The 16,260-nt window shown below is 30.1% G+C and carries 15 protein-coding genes; 13 read left to right on the forward strand and 2 right to left on the reverse strand.

Translation table 11 applies throughout. From position 1 onward, the window contains the following. Window positions 1-70: 70 nt before the first annotated feature. The gene (locus tag ABNT65_RS05130) at window positions 71-2,233 is read right to left on the reverse strand and encodes a S9 family peptidase (RefSeq protein WP_412766837.1); all 2,163 of its coding nucleotides are present in this window, start codon (window positions 2,231-2,233) and stop codon (window positions 71-73) included. Window positions 2,234-2,307: 74 nt separating this feature from the next. Here ABNT65_RS05130 and ABNT65_RS05135 point away from each other — a divergent pair, with 74 nt between their 5' ends. The 4 genes from ABNT65_RS05135 to ABNT65_RS05150 all read left to right on the forward strand — a co-directional run bounded on the left by ABNT65_RS05135 (window position 2,308) and on the right by ABNT65_RS05150 (window position 6,386). After that, window positions 2,308-2,631, forward strand: a complete 324-nt coding sequence (locus tag ABNT65_RS05135) for a YbaB/EbfC family nucleoid-associated protein (protein ID WP_348739153.1) — start codon at window positions 2,308-2,310, stop codon at window positions 2,629-2,631. A gap of 31 nt (window positions 2,632-2,662) precedes the next feature. Further along, window positions 2,663-2,935, forward strand: coding sequence for a DUF2752 domain-containing protein (locus tag ABNT65_RS05140; RefSeq protein ID WP_348747821.1), 273 nt, complete (start codon window positions 2,663-2,665; stop codon window positions 2,933-2,935). Further along, the gene (locus ABNT65_RS05145) at window positions 2,925-3,245 is read left to right on the forward strand and encodes a CCC motif membrane protein (protein ID WP_348706393.1); all 321 of its coding nucleotides are present in this window, start codon (window positions 2,925-2,927) and stop codon (window positions 3,243-3,245) included. Before ABNT65_RS05140 ends, ABNT65_RS05145 begins: the two co-directional genes overlap by 11 nt. Window positions 3,246-3,416: 171 nt before the next feature. After that, the gene (locus ABNT65_RS05150) at window positions 3,417-6,386 is read left to right on the forward strand and encodes a DEAD/DEAH box helicase (RefSeq protein WP_348747354.1); all 2,970 of its coding nucleotides are present in this window, start codon (window positions 3,417-3,419) and stop codon (window positions 6,384-6,386) included. A 221-nt stretch (window positions 6,387-6,607) separates the two neighbouring features. On the opposite strand, the gene rocD is transcribed toward ABNT65_RS05150, so the two are convergent. Beyond that, complete coding sequence (rocD, locus tag ABNT65_RS05155) at window positions 6,608-7,852, reverse strand: ornithine--oxo-acid transaminase (protein ID WP_348739157.1); 1,245 nt, start codon at window positions 7,850-7,852, stop codon at window positions 6,608-6,610. A gap of 329 nt (window positions 7,853-8,181) precedes the next feature. On the opposite strand from rocD, the gene ABNT65_RS05160 reads away from it, so the two are divergent. The 9 genes from ABNT65_RS05160 (at window position 8,182) to ABNT65_RS05200 (ending at window position 16,248) form a co-directional block, all read left to right on the forward strand. Continuing rightward, the gene (locus ABNT65_RS05160) at window positions 8,182-9,339 is read left to right on the forward strand and encodes a mechanosensitive ion channel (RefSeq protein ID WP_348747355.1); all 1,158 of its coding nucleotides are present in this window, start codon (window positions 8,182-8,184) and stop codon (window positions 9,337-9,339) included. A 94-nt stretch (window positions 9,340-9,433) separates the two neighbouring features. Then, window positions 9,434-10,885, forward strand: coding sequence for a 23S rRNA (uracil(1939)-C(5))-methyltransferase RlmD (gene rlmD / locus ABNT65_RS05165; protein ID WP_348706384.1), 1,452 nt, complete (start codon window positions 9,434-9,436; stop codon window positions 10,883-10,885). Window positions 10,886-10,890: 5 nt separating this feature from the next. Beyond that, on the forward strand, window positions 10,891-11,382 hold the full coding sequence (locus ABNT65_RS05170; RefSeq protein WP_348706382.1) for a DUF6452 family protein: 492 nt from the start codon (window positions 10,891-10,893) through the stop codon (window positions 11,380-11,382). After that, window positions 11,363-12,079 (forward strand): DUF6048 family protein, encoded by a 717-nt coding sequence (locus tag ABNT65_RS05175; RefSeq protein ID WP_348739164.1) that lies wholly within the window; start codon window positions 11,363-11,365, stop codon window positions 12,077-12,079. Before ABNT65_RS05170 ends, ABNT65_RS05175 begins: the two co-directional genes overlap by 20 nt. Before the next feature lie 60 nt (window positions 12,080-12,139). Further along, window positions 12,140-13,087 carry an isopenicillin N synthase family dioxygenase gene (locus ABNT65_RS05180; RefSeq protein ID WP_348706379.1) on the forward strand — a complete coding sequence of 316 codons (948 nt, stop codon included), beginning with the start codon at window positions 12,140-12,142 and terminating at the stop codon, window positions 13,085-13,087. Window position 13,088: 1 nt separating this feature from the next. Then, complete coding sequence (locus tag ABNT65_RS05185) at window positions 13,089-13,412, forward strand: translation initiation factor (RefSeq protein WP_348706376.1); 324 nt, start codon at window positions 13,089-13,091, stop codon at window positions 13,410-13,412. 163 nt (window positions 13,413-13,575) lie between these two features. Then, on the forward strand, window positions 13,576-14,517 hold the full coding sequence (locus ABNT65_RS05190) for a DUF1835 domain-containing protein (RefSeq protein WP_348706373.1): 942 nt from the start codon (window positions 13,576-13,578) through the stop codon (window positions 14,515-14,517). After that, window positions 14,518-15,387, forward strand: coding sequence for a nucleoside phosphorylase (locus tag ABNT65_RS05195; RefSeq protein ID WP_348706370.1), 870 nt, complete (start codon window positions 14,518-14,520; stop codon window positions 15,385-15,387). Next, window positions 15,388-16,248: a substrate-binding domain-containing protein gene (locus ABNT65_RS05200; protein WP_348706367.1), complete on the forward strand. Its 861-nt coding sequence runs from the start codon at window positions 15,388-15,390 to the stop codon at window positions 16,246-16,248. The last annotated feature ends 12 nt before the right edge of the window (window positions 16,249-16,260 follow it).

Genomic DNA, 16,260 nt, shown 5'->3' on the forward strand with positions numbered 1-16,260 from the left:
AGGCGAAATAAATTTCTTAATACGTTTCTCACAATAACGCCCTATTCTCTTTTCGAGGGCAAAAATATAATTATTTTTCTAACTTACCTTCTAACATTAAAAAGAACGTATATTCTTCTGCAGTTTCTTTTAATGCTTCAAACCTTCCTGAAGCACCTCCATGACCTGCATCCATGTTTGTATGTAAGAATAATAAGTTATTATCTGTTTTTAATTCTCTTAGTTTAGCTACCCATTTTGCTGGTTCCCAATACTGAACTTGACTATCATGTAATCCTGTTGTTACTAACATATTAGGATATGCTTTAGCTTCAACTTGATCATATGGTGAATATGATTTTATATAATCATAATATTCTTTATTATTAGGATTTCCCCATTCATCATACTCTCCTGTAGTTAGTGGAATACTATCATCTAACATAGTAGAAATCACATCTACAAAAGGTACTGCTGCTATAATTCCATTATACAGTTCTGGATTCATATTAATTATAGCTCCCATTAATAATCCGCCTGCAGAACCTCCCATAGCATATAAGTGCTTAGCCGATGTATATTTATTATCAATTAAGTATTTAGAACAATCTATAAAGTCATTAAACGTATTTTTCTTATTTAACATTTTACCATCTTCATACCACTCACGCCCTAAGTATTGACTTCCTCTAATGTGCGCTAAAGCAAAAATAAATCCTCTATCTAATAAACTTAATCTTGTGGTTGAAAATCCATCAGAAATTGTATACCCATAAGAACCATATGCATATTGTAAAACTGGAGTATTTTCATTTATCTCAGTATCTTTATGATAAACTATAGATAAAGCTATTTTTTTACCATCTCTTGCAGGAACCCATAAACGTTTACTTATATAATTGGCTTTATCAAATTTACCACCTAAAACCTCTTGTTCTTTTTTAACATCTTTAGACTTGTCTTTCATGTTAAAATCAATTACAGAACTAGGAGTTGTCATTGAATTATAAGAATAACGAATAATATCCGTATCAAATTCAGGATTTGAGTACACTCCAGCAGAATATGTTTCTTCATCAAAAGGTAAATAATAATCAGCTGATCCGTCCCAACGTTTAATACGTATTTTGTTCAACCCTTCACTTCTCTCCTCCAAAACAAGATAATCTTTAAATATTGAAAAATCTTCAAATAAAGTACCTTCTCTATGTGGGATTACATCTACCCAGTTTTCTTTTGTAGTTTTATTTTCAGGAGTTTTCATTAACTTAAAGTTAGTAGCTCCATCTTTATTGGTTTTAATATAGAAATGATCTCCATAGTGCGCAATGTCATATTCTAAATTACGCTCACGTGGTTGAACTATTCTTAATTCTCCATTAGGATTATTAGCTTCCAAAACTTGATATTCAGTAGACACTGTGTTATAAGAACCAACTACAATATATTTTTTAGATTTTGTTTTTGTTACAAAAGTTCCAAACGTTTCATCTTTTTCTTCAAAAACTAATTCATCTTTAGAAGCATCAGTTCCTAAAGTATGCTTGTAAATTTGAGAACTACGTAAAGTTACAGGGTCTTTTTTAGTATAGAATAATGTTTTATTATCATTAGCCCAAACAGACCCTCCAGTAGTATTATCTATTTTATCCTTTAAAACTTCTCCTGTTTCAAGATTTTTTACACGCATAACGTATTGACGTCTACTTACGGTATCTACTGCAAACGCCACTAATTTATTGTCTGGAGAAACATTTAAACCACCCAATTGAAAATATTCATGTCCTTTTGCTTCATTATTTACATTAAACATGACTTCTTCTTTAGCCTCTAAATTTTTCTTTTTACGGCTATAAATTGGATACTGTTGACCTTTTTCATACCTAGTTATGTAATAATAACCATTCTTTTTATAAGGTACAGATTCATCATCCTCTTTAATTCTTCCTTTCATTTCTTGAAACAACTGTTCTTGAAACTCTTTAGTTTCAGAAGTCATTTCTTCATAAAAACTATTCTCTTTATTTAAATAATCATACACCTTTTGTGTCTGTTCATCTTTAACTTCAGCGTTCTTCTGTTCATCAGTTAAACGCATCCAAAAGTAATTGTCCTCTCTAACGTCTCCGTGTTTCTCTAGTTTAGTAGGTTGCTTTTCAGCAACTGGGGCTTTTACGTCTTTTACCATTTTTTCATTTTTGCAGGCTGCAAAAATAAGACTAAAAGCCATAGCAGGTAGCATTATTTTTCTCATTTTTACTTTGGTTGTTTAAATTCCTTGTGAAAATACTACTTTTGTTTTTAAATAAATCTTAAAATTAAAAATCAATGTTTGGAGATATTTCAGGTATGATGGGCAAATTAAAAGAAGCTCAAGAGAAAGTTGAAGAAACTAAAAAACGTTTAGATACTGTATTAATTGATGAAACAGCTGCTAATGGAGCTATAAAAGTTACAGTTACTGCTAATAGAGCTATAAAAGCCATTAATGTTGATGAAAGTTTACTTGAAGATAAAGAAGAATTAGAAGATTATTTAATTATAGCACTTAACAAAGCTTTAAAAAAAGCTGGAGAAATTAATGAACAAGAGTTAGCCATAGCTGCTAAAACTGGAATGCCTAACATTCCTGGCATGGATTTATTTAAATAAACTTATGCTTTTTATTAAGTTAGAAGATTATATGTTGCCATGTCTAAATAAAACACTATTTGGCTTAGACTGTTTGGGCTGTGGTTTTCAAAGATCTATTGCTTTTCTATTGCACGGTCAATTTTTAAATGCTTTTAAAGTATACCCTGCTATATATTCTTTAATAGTTTTGATTATGTATATCCTTCTTAACTTAAAATTCTCTTTTAAAAATTTTCAACAAACACTACGTTTTCTACTTATAATAAACTTATTATTAATAGTTGGAAACTTTATATTTAAACAATTATATTATGGAAACTAAACAGCTTCAATACGGACCTCTTATATACATTTTAGCAATTATTGGGTTTCCTTTATGCTGTTGTGCTGGTGTTGGAGTTATTCCAGCTGGAATAGCTTACTTTATAGCACACACAGAGTTAAAAAAGTATTATGAAACCCCTGATGATTACTCAAATCAGGACAATATTTATACAGGAAAAATTGTTGCTTTGGTTGTGGTTATTATAAACCTTTTATATTTAGCTTATACCATATATCAAATTTATACAATTGGTTGGGATAACTTGATGGAACAGTCAAGACAAATAATGGAGCAATACGAACAATAATTATACAAAAAAGGAGCTAAATGCTCCTTTTTTAATTTAAGAGCTTGAAAATCTTTCTTTTTTGTAATGTTGATAATTAACATTTTTTTCTCCTAAAGAAAACACTTAAAAAACCTATTTTCGCAATCCTTTTTTCCCTTTATATAATTGAATTTTGAAGATACCTAGTGAATGAATAACGAGAATAATTGGCTGCATTATTATAAAAATAGTTTGTTTGATAGTGAAAACTTAGCTATTGACATATCAAGAATAAAAAACATATACTATCAAAACTCTTCTGATTTAAGTTCTCCTAATTTAAGTAGTAAGCAAACTACAGAGTTAGTTGATCTTGAAGAAAAACGTATTAATAGGTTAAGAGGCATTACTAAAAAAGACAATGCAAATTGGTTTGAAATTACAGATACTGAAATACTCATTGCTCCATTTTATTTAGAATATCAAACGGATAATCCTAAATATAAAAAACGTATTTATCCTTTTTGGATTAAAGCTAGAGTTGATAGAGAAGGGCAATTAACTACTCCTAAAGAGCTATTTCCTCTTATTGTTCGTAATTACCTTGCTCCTATTGCTGATGTAAAAAATGATTTTATTTTCTCATCTATTGACGCAGTTACTTCCGCTAGAGACATTGAGGTTCCCACTGTAGAACACGAGGATGAAACTATTGGTTGGGATGCATATTGGAATTATGTAAGCGAAGTATTTTATGAAATTACCTTAAAAAACCTATACAACTACAAAACAGAAAAGTATAAAACCAATTACTCACTCACCTATTTTTCAGTAAGTTCAAAAATAGCTACTGCTAAAAGTATTTTATTCATCTATGAAAATTTACTTGATACTCCAGAAGATTTACCTTTATTATCTAAACTAATAACACCAGAAGACCGTTTCCGAAAACCACCCGTTACAGATGAAGGTTTTTTATTTTATAACCATTTGCATTTAGGACAAATGTCTAATCAATTCCCTTTATCTATTAGTCAACGTAAAACTTTACTTTCTTATTTAACTTCGGAAGAAAATCCAGTTATGGCTGTTAATGGCCCTCCAGGAACAGGAAAAACAACACTACTACAAAGTTTAGTAGCTACTGAAGTAGTAAAAGCAGCCATTAATGGAGAAGATGCTCCTGTAATTGTAGCTTGTTCCAATAACAACCAAGCTGTTACTAATATTATAGATAGTTTTATTAATTCAACTAGCACGTTAAGCGACTTAGCTGAACGATGGATTCCTGATTTTAATGGATACGCCACTTACCTACCCTCTAGCTCTAAAGGTGAAAAATCATTAAAAAACATTAATTATTTAAAAGGTAATTTATTTGGACATGAAGGGACTTTATGTGAACTTGAAAATGAAAACTACCTACATGATGCCGAGTATTATTTCTTAGAAAAATACAACGAATACTATAATTTAGATGAGCATTCTTTAGAAGAAGCTTGCATGCACTTACAAGAAGAAATTATTGCTATTGAAGATAAACTAATAGATAGTGTTCGTTTTTCAAATGATTTTATTTCTTGTATAAATTCGCTAAACAAAATTTTAGTTAACACAGAAGATCATATAGAAAAAACAACGTTTGAAATTACCAAACTACATAAGTGGCGTACAGTTTTAAACGAATTAAAAGCTGCTTATAAAGAAACTAGTTTTATTGATAAAGTAGCCAAAGTTTTCACTTCTGAATCAACATCAGAAAACACTGCTCATTTATTTAAAACAGATGCTGAAATACTTAATAACAAAGAAACTTTGTTCTCTTTCATAAAGCAACAATTAGCTAATATTAATCTTTTACTGCAAGCCAATTTAAAACTAAAAAACTGGAAGCAAGAAAATAGTATTAAAGGTTATCCTTTTGTTTCTGAAGAACAAATGTGGAATTATGAATATGAAAAAATGCAAAATAATGACAAATCACATCGTTTCTTTTTTGATGAGATAGACGTTACCCTTAGGCATGAAGCATTTTTATTAGCTATTCACTACTGGGAGGCTAGATGGATTTTAGCTACGTTTGATGCTTTAGAAAGTGATGTTGAAAAAGGTACAGGCGAAAAACCTATTGGTGCTAAATGGAAAAGAAGAGCTATGTTAACTCCATGTTTTGTAGGCACTTTTTATACGGTACCCTCTCACTTTGTATATAGCCAATTTCAGGGCGAAAGCGAACAAGGAAAACCTATTTTTGAATATTTACCTCTTTATAATTTTATTGATTTATTAATTATTGATGAAGCTGGACAGGTTACTCCTGAAGTAAGTATTCCTTTATTTGCTTTAGCTCAAAAAGCGTTTGTGGTAGGTGATTTAAAACAAATTGAACCAATTTGGTCAATTCCTCCTAAAATTGATATGGGAAACTTAACAGTGTTAGATATTATTGAAGAACCTGATGAATATGATTATTTAAGTAATCTAGGTTTTCTAGCTTCTAGTGGAAGCATTATGCGAATGACTCAAAATGCTTGTGAATATGAAACTACAATAAATGAAACTACAGAAAGTGGACTTATTTTGTTAGAACATCGTAGATGTAATGATGAAATAATTGGTTTTTGTAATGAACTGGCTTACGGAGGAATTTTAAAACCTATGAAAGGAAAAGCTTCTGAAGATCAAATATTCCCTTCAATGCTTGCTTATCATATTGAAGGAGTTAGTGAACGAAAGTATAATAGTAGATGTAATTTAAATGAAGTAAAAGCCATTATTTTATGGTTACAACAAAATAAAGAGGCTATTCAGAAAAATTATAATGTAACCTCTGTAGAAGAAATCTTAGGAATTATTACTCCTTTTGCCAGTCAAAAATCTGAATTAGCAAAAGCACTAACTGATGCTGGTTTTAAAGTTAATGACATCAAGCTAGGAACTGTTCATGCCTTACAAGGTGCCGAACGAAATATTATTTTATTTAGTTCTGTATACAGTAAACAAGATGAAGGCACGTTGTTTTTTGATAGAGACAATAAACCAAATATGCTTAATGTAGCAGTTTCACGCGCTAAAGACAGTTTTATATTGTTTGGAGATACTAGAGTATTTGATGAAACTCAAAACACACCTTCAGGTTTACTTAAAAAGCATTTAAACATTCAAACAATGATGAATTAATTTGTTGCACTAATAGTAACTTTTGCTTAGAAGTTTGATATATGTGGCATCTATTAAAGTTTTGCTGCAGTTTATTAAATGCAACGGACAGACACTACGGTTAAGTATAAACATATAGTTACAATAAACATAACTATAGATTAAAAAAAAAAAAAAACACATAAAAAAACGCTTGAAACCACAGTTTCAAACGTTTTTTAATATTGTAAAGAATAAGAATATTACTTTTTATACTCAGTAATAGTCTTCTTAATTATATTAATACAATCTCTTAATTGCTCTTCATTCATTACTAAAGGAGGTGCAAAACGAATAATATTTCCATGTGTAGGCTTAGCTAGTAATCCATTATCTCGTAGCTTCATACAAATGTTCCAAGCCGTGTCGCTATCTTCAGTATCATTGATTACTACTGCATTTAACAACCCTTTACCACGAACTAAAGTCACTAAATCATTTTCTTCGGCAAATGTCCCTAATTCTTCACGGAAAATTTTACCTAAGCGCTCAGCATTCTCAGCTAACTTTTCTTCTTTTACCACTTCTAAAGCAGCAATAGCTACAGCAGCAGCTACTGGATTTCCACCAAAAGTAGATCCATGATTACCAGGCTTAATAACATTCATAATAGCATCATTCGCTAATACAGCAGAAACAGGATACGCTCCACCACTTAATGCTTTACCTAAAATTAAAATATCTGGCTGTACTTCTTCATGATTTACTGCTAATAATCTACCAGTACGTGCTATTCCTGTTTGAACTTCATCTGCAATAAACAATACATTATGCTTTTCACACAATGCTTTTGCAGCAGCTAAATACCCCTCAGAAGGTACATATACACCAGCCTCACCTTGAATAGGTTCAGCCATAAAACCAGCTACATTTTTATTATTCTCTAATGCTTCTTCTAAAGCCTTTAAATTATCGTATTCAATTTTGATAAATCCATTAGTAAACGGCCCAAAATTTTTACGTGCTACTGGATCATTTGAAAATGATATAATTGTAGTTGTTCTTCCATGAAAATTGTTTTTACAAACAATTATCTGCGCTTCATTTTCTTCAATTCCTTTAACTTCATAAGCCCATTTTCTACAAAGCTTTAAAGCAGTTTCTACCGCTTCAGCTCCAGTGTTCATTGGTAATAACTTATCAAATCCAAAATATTCTGTAGCGTATTTTTCATACTGACCTAACATGTCATTATAAAAAGCACGAGATGTTAATGTTAAGGTTTGAGCTTGATTCACCATTGCTCCAACAATTTTTGGATGGCAGTGTCCTTGGTTTACAGCAGAGTAAGCCGAAAGAAAATCATAATACTTCTTACCTTCTACATCCCATACATAAACACCTTCTCCTTTACTTAATACTACAGGTAACGGGTGATAATTATGAGCTCCATACTTGTTCTCTAAATCGATTGCTTGCTGTGAAGTTAACTTTTCTAAAACAGCCATTCTTTAATTTTTTAAAAATTTATTAAATAACCATTCCTACTATACCTTTATTTTCTCGAAGAACTCGAAAAAGCAGCGTGGGAGAGAAATCATCCCTTAAGAGGTGTGCAAATTACTAAATATTGGCTGTTTAATAAAATATATTTTTTGTAAAAAAAATCAAACAAATATTATTCAACTCTTTTTATTTTAATAAATTAGTATTATTAAGTTTTATTTTTTAAAACCTAACCTCTTGATTTTTTATAACACTTTTTATAAAAAAATATAAACAGTGACTTTTCTACTTTATAGTGTCAAAATAAATAACTAAAAAATCAAAAATCAAAATGAAACAAATTCTAGAAACTTACAACAATGTTACAGGAACTTTAGGAGCTCCTATTGGTGCTTTAATTATTCTTATTATAGGATGGTTTATAGCTGGTTTAGTAAAAAAACTTATCTCTAACTTATTTCACAAAAGTGGACTTAATAAAACATTTAGTAATAGTAAGGTAGATATTGGGAAACTAGTAGCTAAACTTGTCTATTTTTTACTAATGATATTTGTATTTACACTTGCATTAGATAAACTAGGAATGACTAGCGTTTTAGAACCAGCAAAAAACTTACTAAATGGCTTTACTGATTTTATACCAAATATTATTGGTGCTGGATTAGTGGGATATATTGGCTATATGCTAGCAACCATAGTTTCAGAACTAGTAGGAATGTCTGGTGAAGTAATTCAAAAGTTTGCTCCAAAACTTAATCTTCCCGAAAATATTAACCTTGTTGATATTTTAAAAAAGGTAGTTTTTATTTTTATATTTATTCCTCTTTTAATCTCTTCCTTAAATATTTTAAATATACATTCAGTTTCAGATCCAGCCACTGCTATGCTTCAATCTTTTTTTAATGCCATTCCAAAAGTATTAGTAGCTTCTTTAATATTAATCGTATTTGTTGTAGGTGGTAAATTTCTTAGCAACCTTTTAAAAGAGTTATTAGATAGTTTAAATTTAAATCAAGTACTACAAAAAGCAGGATTAAACTCTTTATTTGGTACTACCAATACTGAGAAGTTAATAGCTAATATTGTTTATGCCTTTATTATTTTATTTGGAATTATCACTGCTATAGATAAATTAGAATTCCATAAACTATCAGAAATCATACATACAGTAGTAGCATTAGGCGGTAATATTTTATTTGGACTTATTATTCTTGCAATAGGAAATTGGATAGCTAATCTTGCAGCAACTAACTTTACAAAAACTGATGATAACCCTTTTGTAGCTAATGTTATTAAAATAGCCATTATTGCTATATTTTTAGCTATTGGATTACGAAAAATGGGAATTGCAGATGATATTATCAACTTAGCTTTTGGAATTACTTTAGGAGCTATTGCTTTAACTATTGTCTTATCTTTTGGATTAGGAGGAAAAGAAGCAGCTGGTAAACAAATGGAAAAAATTATAGATAAATTTAATAAGAAATAAAAAAAATCTACAATCTTTTACAAAAGCATCTCTATTGAGGTGCTTTTTTAGTAGGACTTTTCCTAATTTTGCAATTCCTAAAATTTTATAAGAAATGCCAAGAAGAGAACGCAATAAATTTGTCAAAAGAGGTCAGATTCTAGAAATTTTAATTGAAGATTATGCCTTTGGAGGTAAAGGTATTGGTAGAATTCGTTCAGAACTGGGTGAATTTGTTGTTTTTGTACCAAACACCCTTCCTGGACAGCTTGTAAAAGCTAGAGTAGATAAATCTAAAAGAACGTATGCTGAATGTAAACTTTTAGATGTTATAGAAACTTCTAAAGATGAAATAATTTCTTCATATCAAGAAATCCCTGGAGCTCCTTATATTAAACTTCCTATAGAAAAGCAACATGAGTATAAATATGATAGTACCATGTCTTTGTTTAAGAAAATTGGAAAAATAGACCAAATTGAAGATTATTTTGATGAATTTGTTTCTTCTCCAAACTCATTTCATTATAGAAATAAAATGGAATATAGTTTTTCTGCTATTGGGTACGATAATGAAAAGAAAACAGATATAGATGAATTTACACTAGGTTTTAAAAGAAGAGGTACTTGGTGGATTGGTGAAAACTTGAATAAAGATAGTGGACTTTTTGATGCCGAGTTCGAAAACAATTTATATAAAATAAGAGACTATTGTAAAGAAACAGACTTAAGCCCTTGGCACGCTCCTAAAAAAGAAGGTTTTTTCAGGTATTTTGTCGTAAGAAAATCATACAAAACCAACGAGTTACTATTTAATCTAGTAACTACTTCTTATGATTTACCTCAATTTGATTTGAATCAGTTTTCAAATTTTTTAGTTAGTTTATTTGGTGACAGAGTCGCTGGACTATTACATACAATTAATGATGAAACTGGTGATAGAACTATTGCTACATCAGGCTCCATTAATTTAGTATATGGTAAAGATAAAATTGTAGAAGAGCTTTTAAACTTAAATTTTGAAATTAGTATGAAAAGCTTTTTTCAAACCAACCCTAAATCTGCTGAAAAATTATACACTAAAGTGGTAGATTATGCGCTTGAAAAAAAGGAAGCTATTGATAATACAGTGGTAATGGATTTGTTTTGTGGTACAGGAACTATTGGACAAATAATAGCCTCGAAAGCCAATAATACTAAAATCATAGGAGTAGATATTGTCTCTTCCGCTATAAAAGATGCTAAGAAAAATGCCAAACGCAATAATATTGAAGGCGTAGAATTTTACGCTGCTGATGTAGGTAAATTTTTATTAGAACATCCTCAATACAGAAATAAAATAAGAACTATTATTCTAGACCCTGCTAGAGCTGGTATAGCTCCAAAAACCCTTAAAAAAATCATAAATTTAAATGCAGATAGAATGGTTTATGTATCTTGTAACCCTGCTACTCAAGCTAGAGATACTGAAACACTATCAAATGCTGGTTATAAAATCAAAAAAATTAGTTTAGTAGATCAGTTTCCACATACATCACACATAGAAACTGTAGTTTTATTTGAAAAATAATAGTAATGAAAAAATATTTCTTTATAATTTCAGCACTTGGCTTTATCTTTCTTTCTTCTTGTGAAAAAGATGATTTCTGCGTGCAAACACCTATTACACCTAGTTTAATATTACGCTTCTATGATAAAAGTGATGCTACAAAATTAAAAAGTGTACAACGTTTTTCAATTGTAGCTGCAAGTAAAGGAACAGATAGTTTATTTACTGGTCAAAATACAGACTCTATAGCTATTCCTTTAAATGGATTAGCTAATAAGACGGTATATACCTTAAAAATGAATGATATAAATAACCTAGCTGTAGATAACAAAACAGCCACATTAACTATTGATTATTCTGTTGAAGAAGAATACATATCTAGGTCTTGTGGATACCGCTTTATTTTTAAAGATATAAAAATCTCTAGCTCAAGTCCTTCTTGGATAGATAGATTATCTACAAACGAAGTCTCTATAGTCAACCTACAAAACAAAGCGCATGTACAAGTATTTCATTAGTATTTGTTTACTTTTAATCAGCTTAAATACTTTTGGTCAAAAAGCAAAAAGTAAAACTATTAAAAAGGATACAATAACCTACAAAACAGGATATGGAATTAGAGTTGGAATAGATTTAAGTAAACCTACTCTTTCTTTTATTGAAAAATCATATAGGGGGCTAGAAATTATTGGTGATTATAGAATTGCCAAAAACTGGTATATTGCTTCCGAGCTTGGTTACGAAAAAGAAACATCTGTTGAAGATTTCACTACCTCTACAGCTACAGGATCTTATATTAGAATAGGTGCAAATTTTAATGCTTATAAAAATTGGTTAGATATGAATAATGAGATTTTTATAGGTGGTCGTTACGGCTTAGCCATTTTTGATCACTCTTTAGATAGTTATACACCTAATGTAACTACAGGAGTAAATAATACACCTCCATATTTCCCTACCACAGAAATAAATGAACCTAGAACTGAAACAGGTTTAAACGCTCATTGGGCAGAAATACAATTAGGGATTAAAGTGGAAACCTTTAAAAATTTATTTTTAGGTGCTAGTTTTGCTTATAAAATTGGTATTAACATACAAGATCAAACTAATTTTAAAACACTTTACGTTCCTGGATTTAATAGAGTTTTTGAAAATGGTACTGGATTTGGGTTTAACTATACAATTTCTTACTTAATTCCTTTTGTTAATAAGTAATTTAGTTGCTTACGCTTGATTTCACTACCTTTACTGCGTAAAAAATAAAACTTATTAACAATGAATAGAATTCCAAGCGTAAATTTACAAGACTTTTTATCTAACGATGAAACACGTAAACAAAAATTCATCAATGAAATAGGGAACGCTTACGAAAACATAGGTTTTGTTGCTTTAAAAGGACACTTCTTAGATGATCAATTAGTTGAAGACTTATATACAGAAATTAAAAACTTTTTCAATCTACCTCTTGAGGTAAAACAAAAATATGAGATTCCGGGTATTGGAGGCCAAAGAGGCTATGTTTCATTTGGAAAAGAATCTGCAAAAGGAAAAAAAGAAGGAGATTTAAAAGAGTTTTGGCATTTTGGACAATATGTAGATAACAATCCTGTATTAGAAGCTGAATACCCTGCTAATGTTGAGGTTACTGAATTACCTAAATTTAATGAAGTAGGAAAAAAAACCTATCAAATGTTAGAAAAAACAGCTCAATATGTATTGCGTTCACTAGCTTTACATTTAGGTTTAGAGGAAACATATTTTGATAAGTATATTAAAAATGGTAATAGTATTTTACGTCCTATCCACTACCCTCCAATTACTGAAGAACCTAAAGGAGCTGTAAGAGCTGCCGCTCATGGAGACATTAATTTAATCACTTTACTAATGGGATCACACGGAAAAGGCTTACAAGTACAAAATCATAAAGGTGAATGGATTGACGCTATTGCTCAACCAGATGAATTAATGATTAATGTAGGCGATATGCTTTCTCGTCATAGTAATAATAAATTAAAATCAACAATACACCGTGTTGTAAACCCTCCAAAAGAATCTTGGGGAACTTCTCGTTTTTCAATCCCTTTCTTTATGCATCCTATTTCAGAAATGAAATTAGATGTTTTAGAAAACTGTATAGATGAAAATAACCCGAAGCAATTTGAAGATATTACTGCTGGTGAATTCTTAAATGAGCGTTTACGTGAATTGGGATTAATAAAATAAAATGGACTTACAAGATCAATTAAAAAATCTTTTTCCTGACCATAAATTTGAGGAAAAACCTGTAGAACAAAAGCCTGATATTTGGTTACAAGATGAGCCTATTCTTTGTAAATATGAAAAAAGAAAAGGAAAACCAGTTACAATTATTGATGGCTATAATGGAGCTACTAGTGACTTTAAAAAGTTAGCGAAAGAAATAAAAACTCAATTAAGTGTTGGAGGTTCCTTTAAGGATGACACCATTATTATTCAAGGAGATTATAGAGACAAAATAATGGAAATACTAAAAAATAAAGGCTTCAAAGTAAAAAGAGTTGGAGGCTAAAAAATGTTAAATGCTAAGAAAAAGTTTCTTAGCATTTTTCTTTTTAATTTTTTTGTTTTAATATTACAACGTGTTAAAAACTAAAACATTAATACTAACTAATAAAAAATAACGTTTATTGTTTAGACACTATTAAGAAATTTTCAAATTACCCCCTATTATTATGGCTTCTATACTACACATTACAAACGGAGACAGTACTACAGAAATTTTACGAAGATTAAACATCAATGAACCTATAATTACATGGCGTGAAATGCTTTGTGAAGGTAAAACTACTATTGATGTAGGAAGTGAAGACTTTTGGAAAACTAGATTTGACTTTTTAAAGTCATCATACAAAGTTACCAAGAAAACATTTATTGACTTTACTTTAAAAGAATACAGAAATCTTTGTAATCAAAAACAACAAGATGAAATTGTTTTATGGTTTGAATACGATTTATTCTGTCAAATAAACATGTTAGCTGTTATCAGTTGGCTAAAACGCTATAGAAATGGAAGAAAAATATCACTAGTTTGTAGCGGAACTCTTGAAAATAGAAAGGGTTTATTCGGACTTAGTCAATTATCAAAAGAAGAATTATTAAATCATTATAAGAATAGAGCAGAACTTTCAAAAGATGACATTGAGTATGCAGACTATATTTGGCAACTATATTGTTCTGATAGTCCTCTACGTTTAGAAACTGTACATAAATTTAATCCAATGTCTCCTTTTGCTTATTTAGAAGACGCTATTAAGGCACATTTACAAAGATTCCCTTCCATTCAAAATGGATTGAATAAAGTTGAAAATGACATTTTAAATTTAGCTAACCAACAACAATTTAATTCTGACAAGGAATTTATTCGTGCAATTTTAACCAATGACAACCTTTATGGATTTGGTGATACTCAATACATTAATAAACTTCAACAATTAAAAAAACTATTTACTTCCTTAAACCCTGTTAAATTAAGTAAGCAAGGTAAAAAGGTACTTCAAAACCAAGTTAACTACTATGCACAATTACGTTCTGATTTTTCGTATCTTGGCGGTTCTAAAAAATACAGCTACCTGTATCTTAATAATACCGACAAGCTGTTAAAAATTACATCGTAAATGAGTATAAAACAATCTGAGCTAATTTTAAATTCAGACGGAAGTATTTACCACTTAAATTTAAAACCTGAGCATGTTGCTACCGATATTATTTTTGTGGGAGACCAATACAGAGTTGATAAAGTAACAAAACATTTTGATACTATTGAGTTTACTACCCAAAAACGTGAATTCAAAACTACTACTGGGACTTACAAAGGGAAAAGAATATCTGTCATTTCAACAGGAATTGGCCCTGATAATATTGACATTGTTTTAAATGAACTAGATGCGGTTGTCAATATCGATTTAGAAGCTAGAGAAGTTAAAAAACAACATACTTCCTTAAATATTACAAGAATTGGTACATCTGGTTCTTTACAAGCAGATATTCCTGTAGATAGCTTTTTATTGAGTTCTCACGCATTGGATTTAAACGGTATGTTACACTCTTACCAAGTTGATAGTATAACCAACCCTGAATTAGAAAATGCCTTTATTAACCATACCAATTGGAACAATAAAAAAGCAACTCCTATAGTTATACAAAATGGTACTGAGCTAGCAAAAAGACTTTCATCAGACAAAACATATAAAGGAATAACTGCTACTGCTGGCGGATTTTATGGGCCACAAGGAAGAGTTTTAAGGTTAGAGCTTCAGGATTCAGAATTAAATAATAAAATAGATAGTTTTAACCATAACGGACATAAGATAACGAATCTTGAAATGGAAACTTCTGCCATATATGGTTTATCTAAATTATTAGGACATAATGCTGTTTCTATGAATGCTATTATTGCAAATAGGGCAAATGGTACATTCAGTGAAAACCCAAGTAATACTGTTGAAAACTTAATCAGCTACACATTAAATAAACTAGTTGAATAAATGTTAAATTTAAAAGTAGGTGGTGTACCAGAACATTTTAACTACCCTTGGTACATTACTTTAAAAAATAAGGAATATACCAATCATAATATAAACCTCAGATGGAAAGATTTCCCTGGAGGAACAGGTGCTATGTGTAAAGCTCTACGATCAGGAGAAATTGACATCGCAATTGTATTAACAGAAGGTATTATCAAAGATATTATAAATGGTAACCCTTCAAAAATTACGCAAACATTTGTTAAAAGCCCATTAATCTGGGGAATTCATGTAGGTGCTAAATCTAATTTTCAAAAAATTGAAGATTTAGAAAATGCTACTGTAGCTATTAGTCGATATGGATCTGGTTCTCACTTAATGGCTATTGTTAATGCGCACAATAATGGGTGGGATATTAAAAAACTTAAATTTCAAGTAGTTGGAAACTTACAAGGTGGTATTGATGCTTTAACAAATGGAGAAGCTGATTACTTTATGTGGGAGCATTTTACCACGAAACCTTTGGTAGATAACGGAACTTTTAGAAGACTTGGAGATTGCCCAACTCCATGGCCATGCTTTGTAGTTGCTGTTAGAGAAGATATTTTAAAAAGTAATACTGAAGAGATTAAAACAGTTTTAGATATTATAAATAACTGTACAAAGGATTTTAAGAATATTCAAAATATAGATCAAACACTTTCAATTAGATATGAGCAACAGCTTGAAGATATTAGAGAGTGGTTATCAATTACTGAATGGAATAATGGAAAACCTATTGATGCAGATTTAATTTCTGAAATACAAAATAAAATGGTAGCTTTCAACGTTATTGAAAGCAAAGAAGATTCTGATAAATTAATCAGAAATATGTATATTTGATTTTTTAAATTT

The sequence above is a fragment of the Tenacibaculum sp. 190524A02b genome, from assembly GCF_964036645.1.
Classification (GTDB): domain Bacteria; phylum Bacteroidota; class Bacteroidia; order Flavobacteriales; family Flavobacteriaceae; genus Polaribacter; species Polaribacter vairaonense.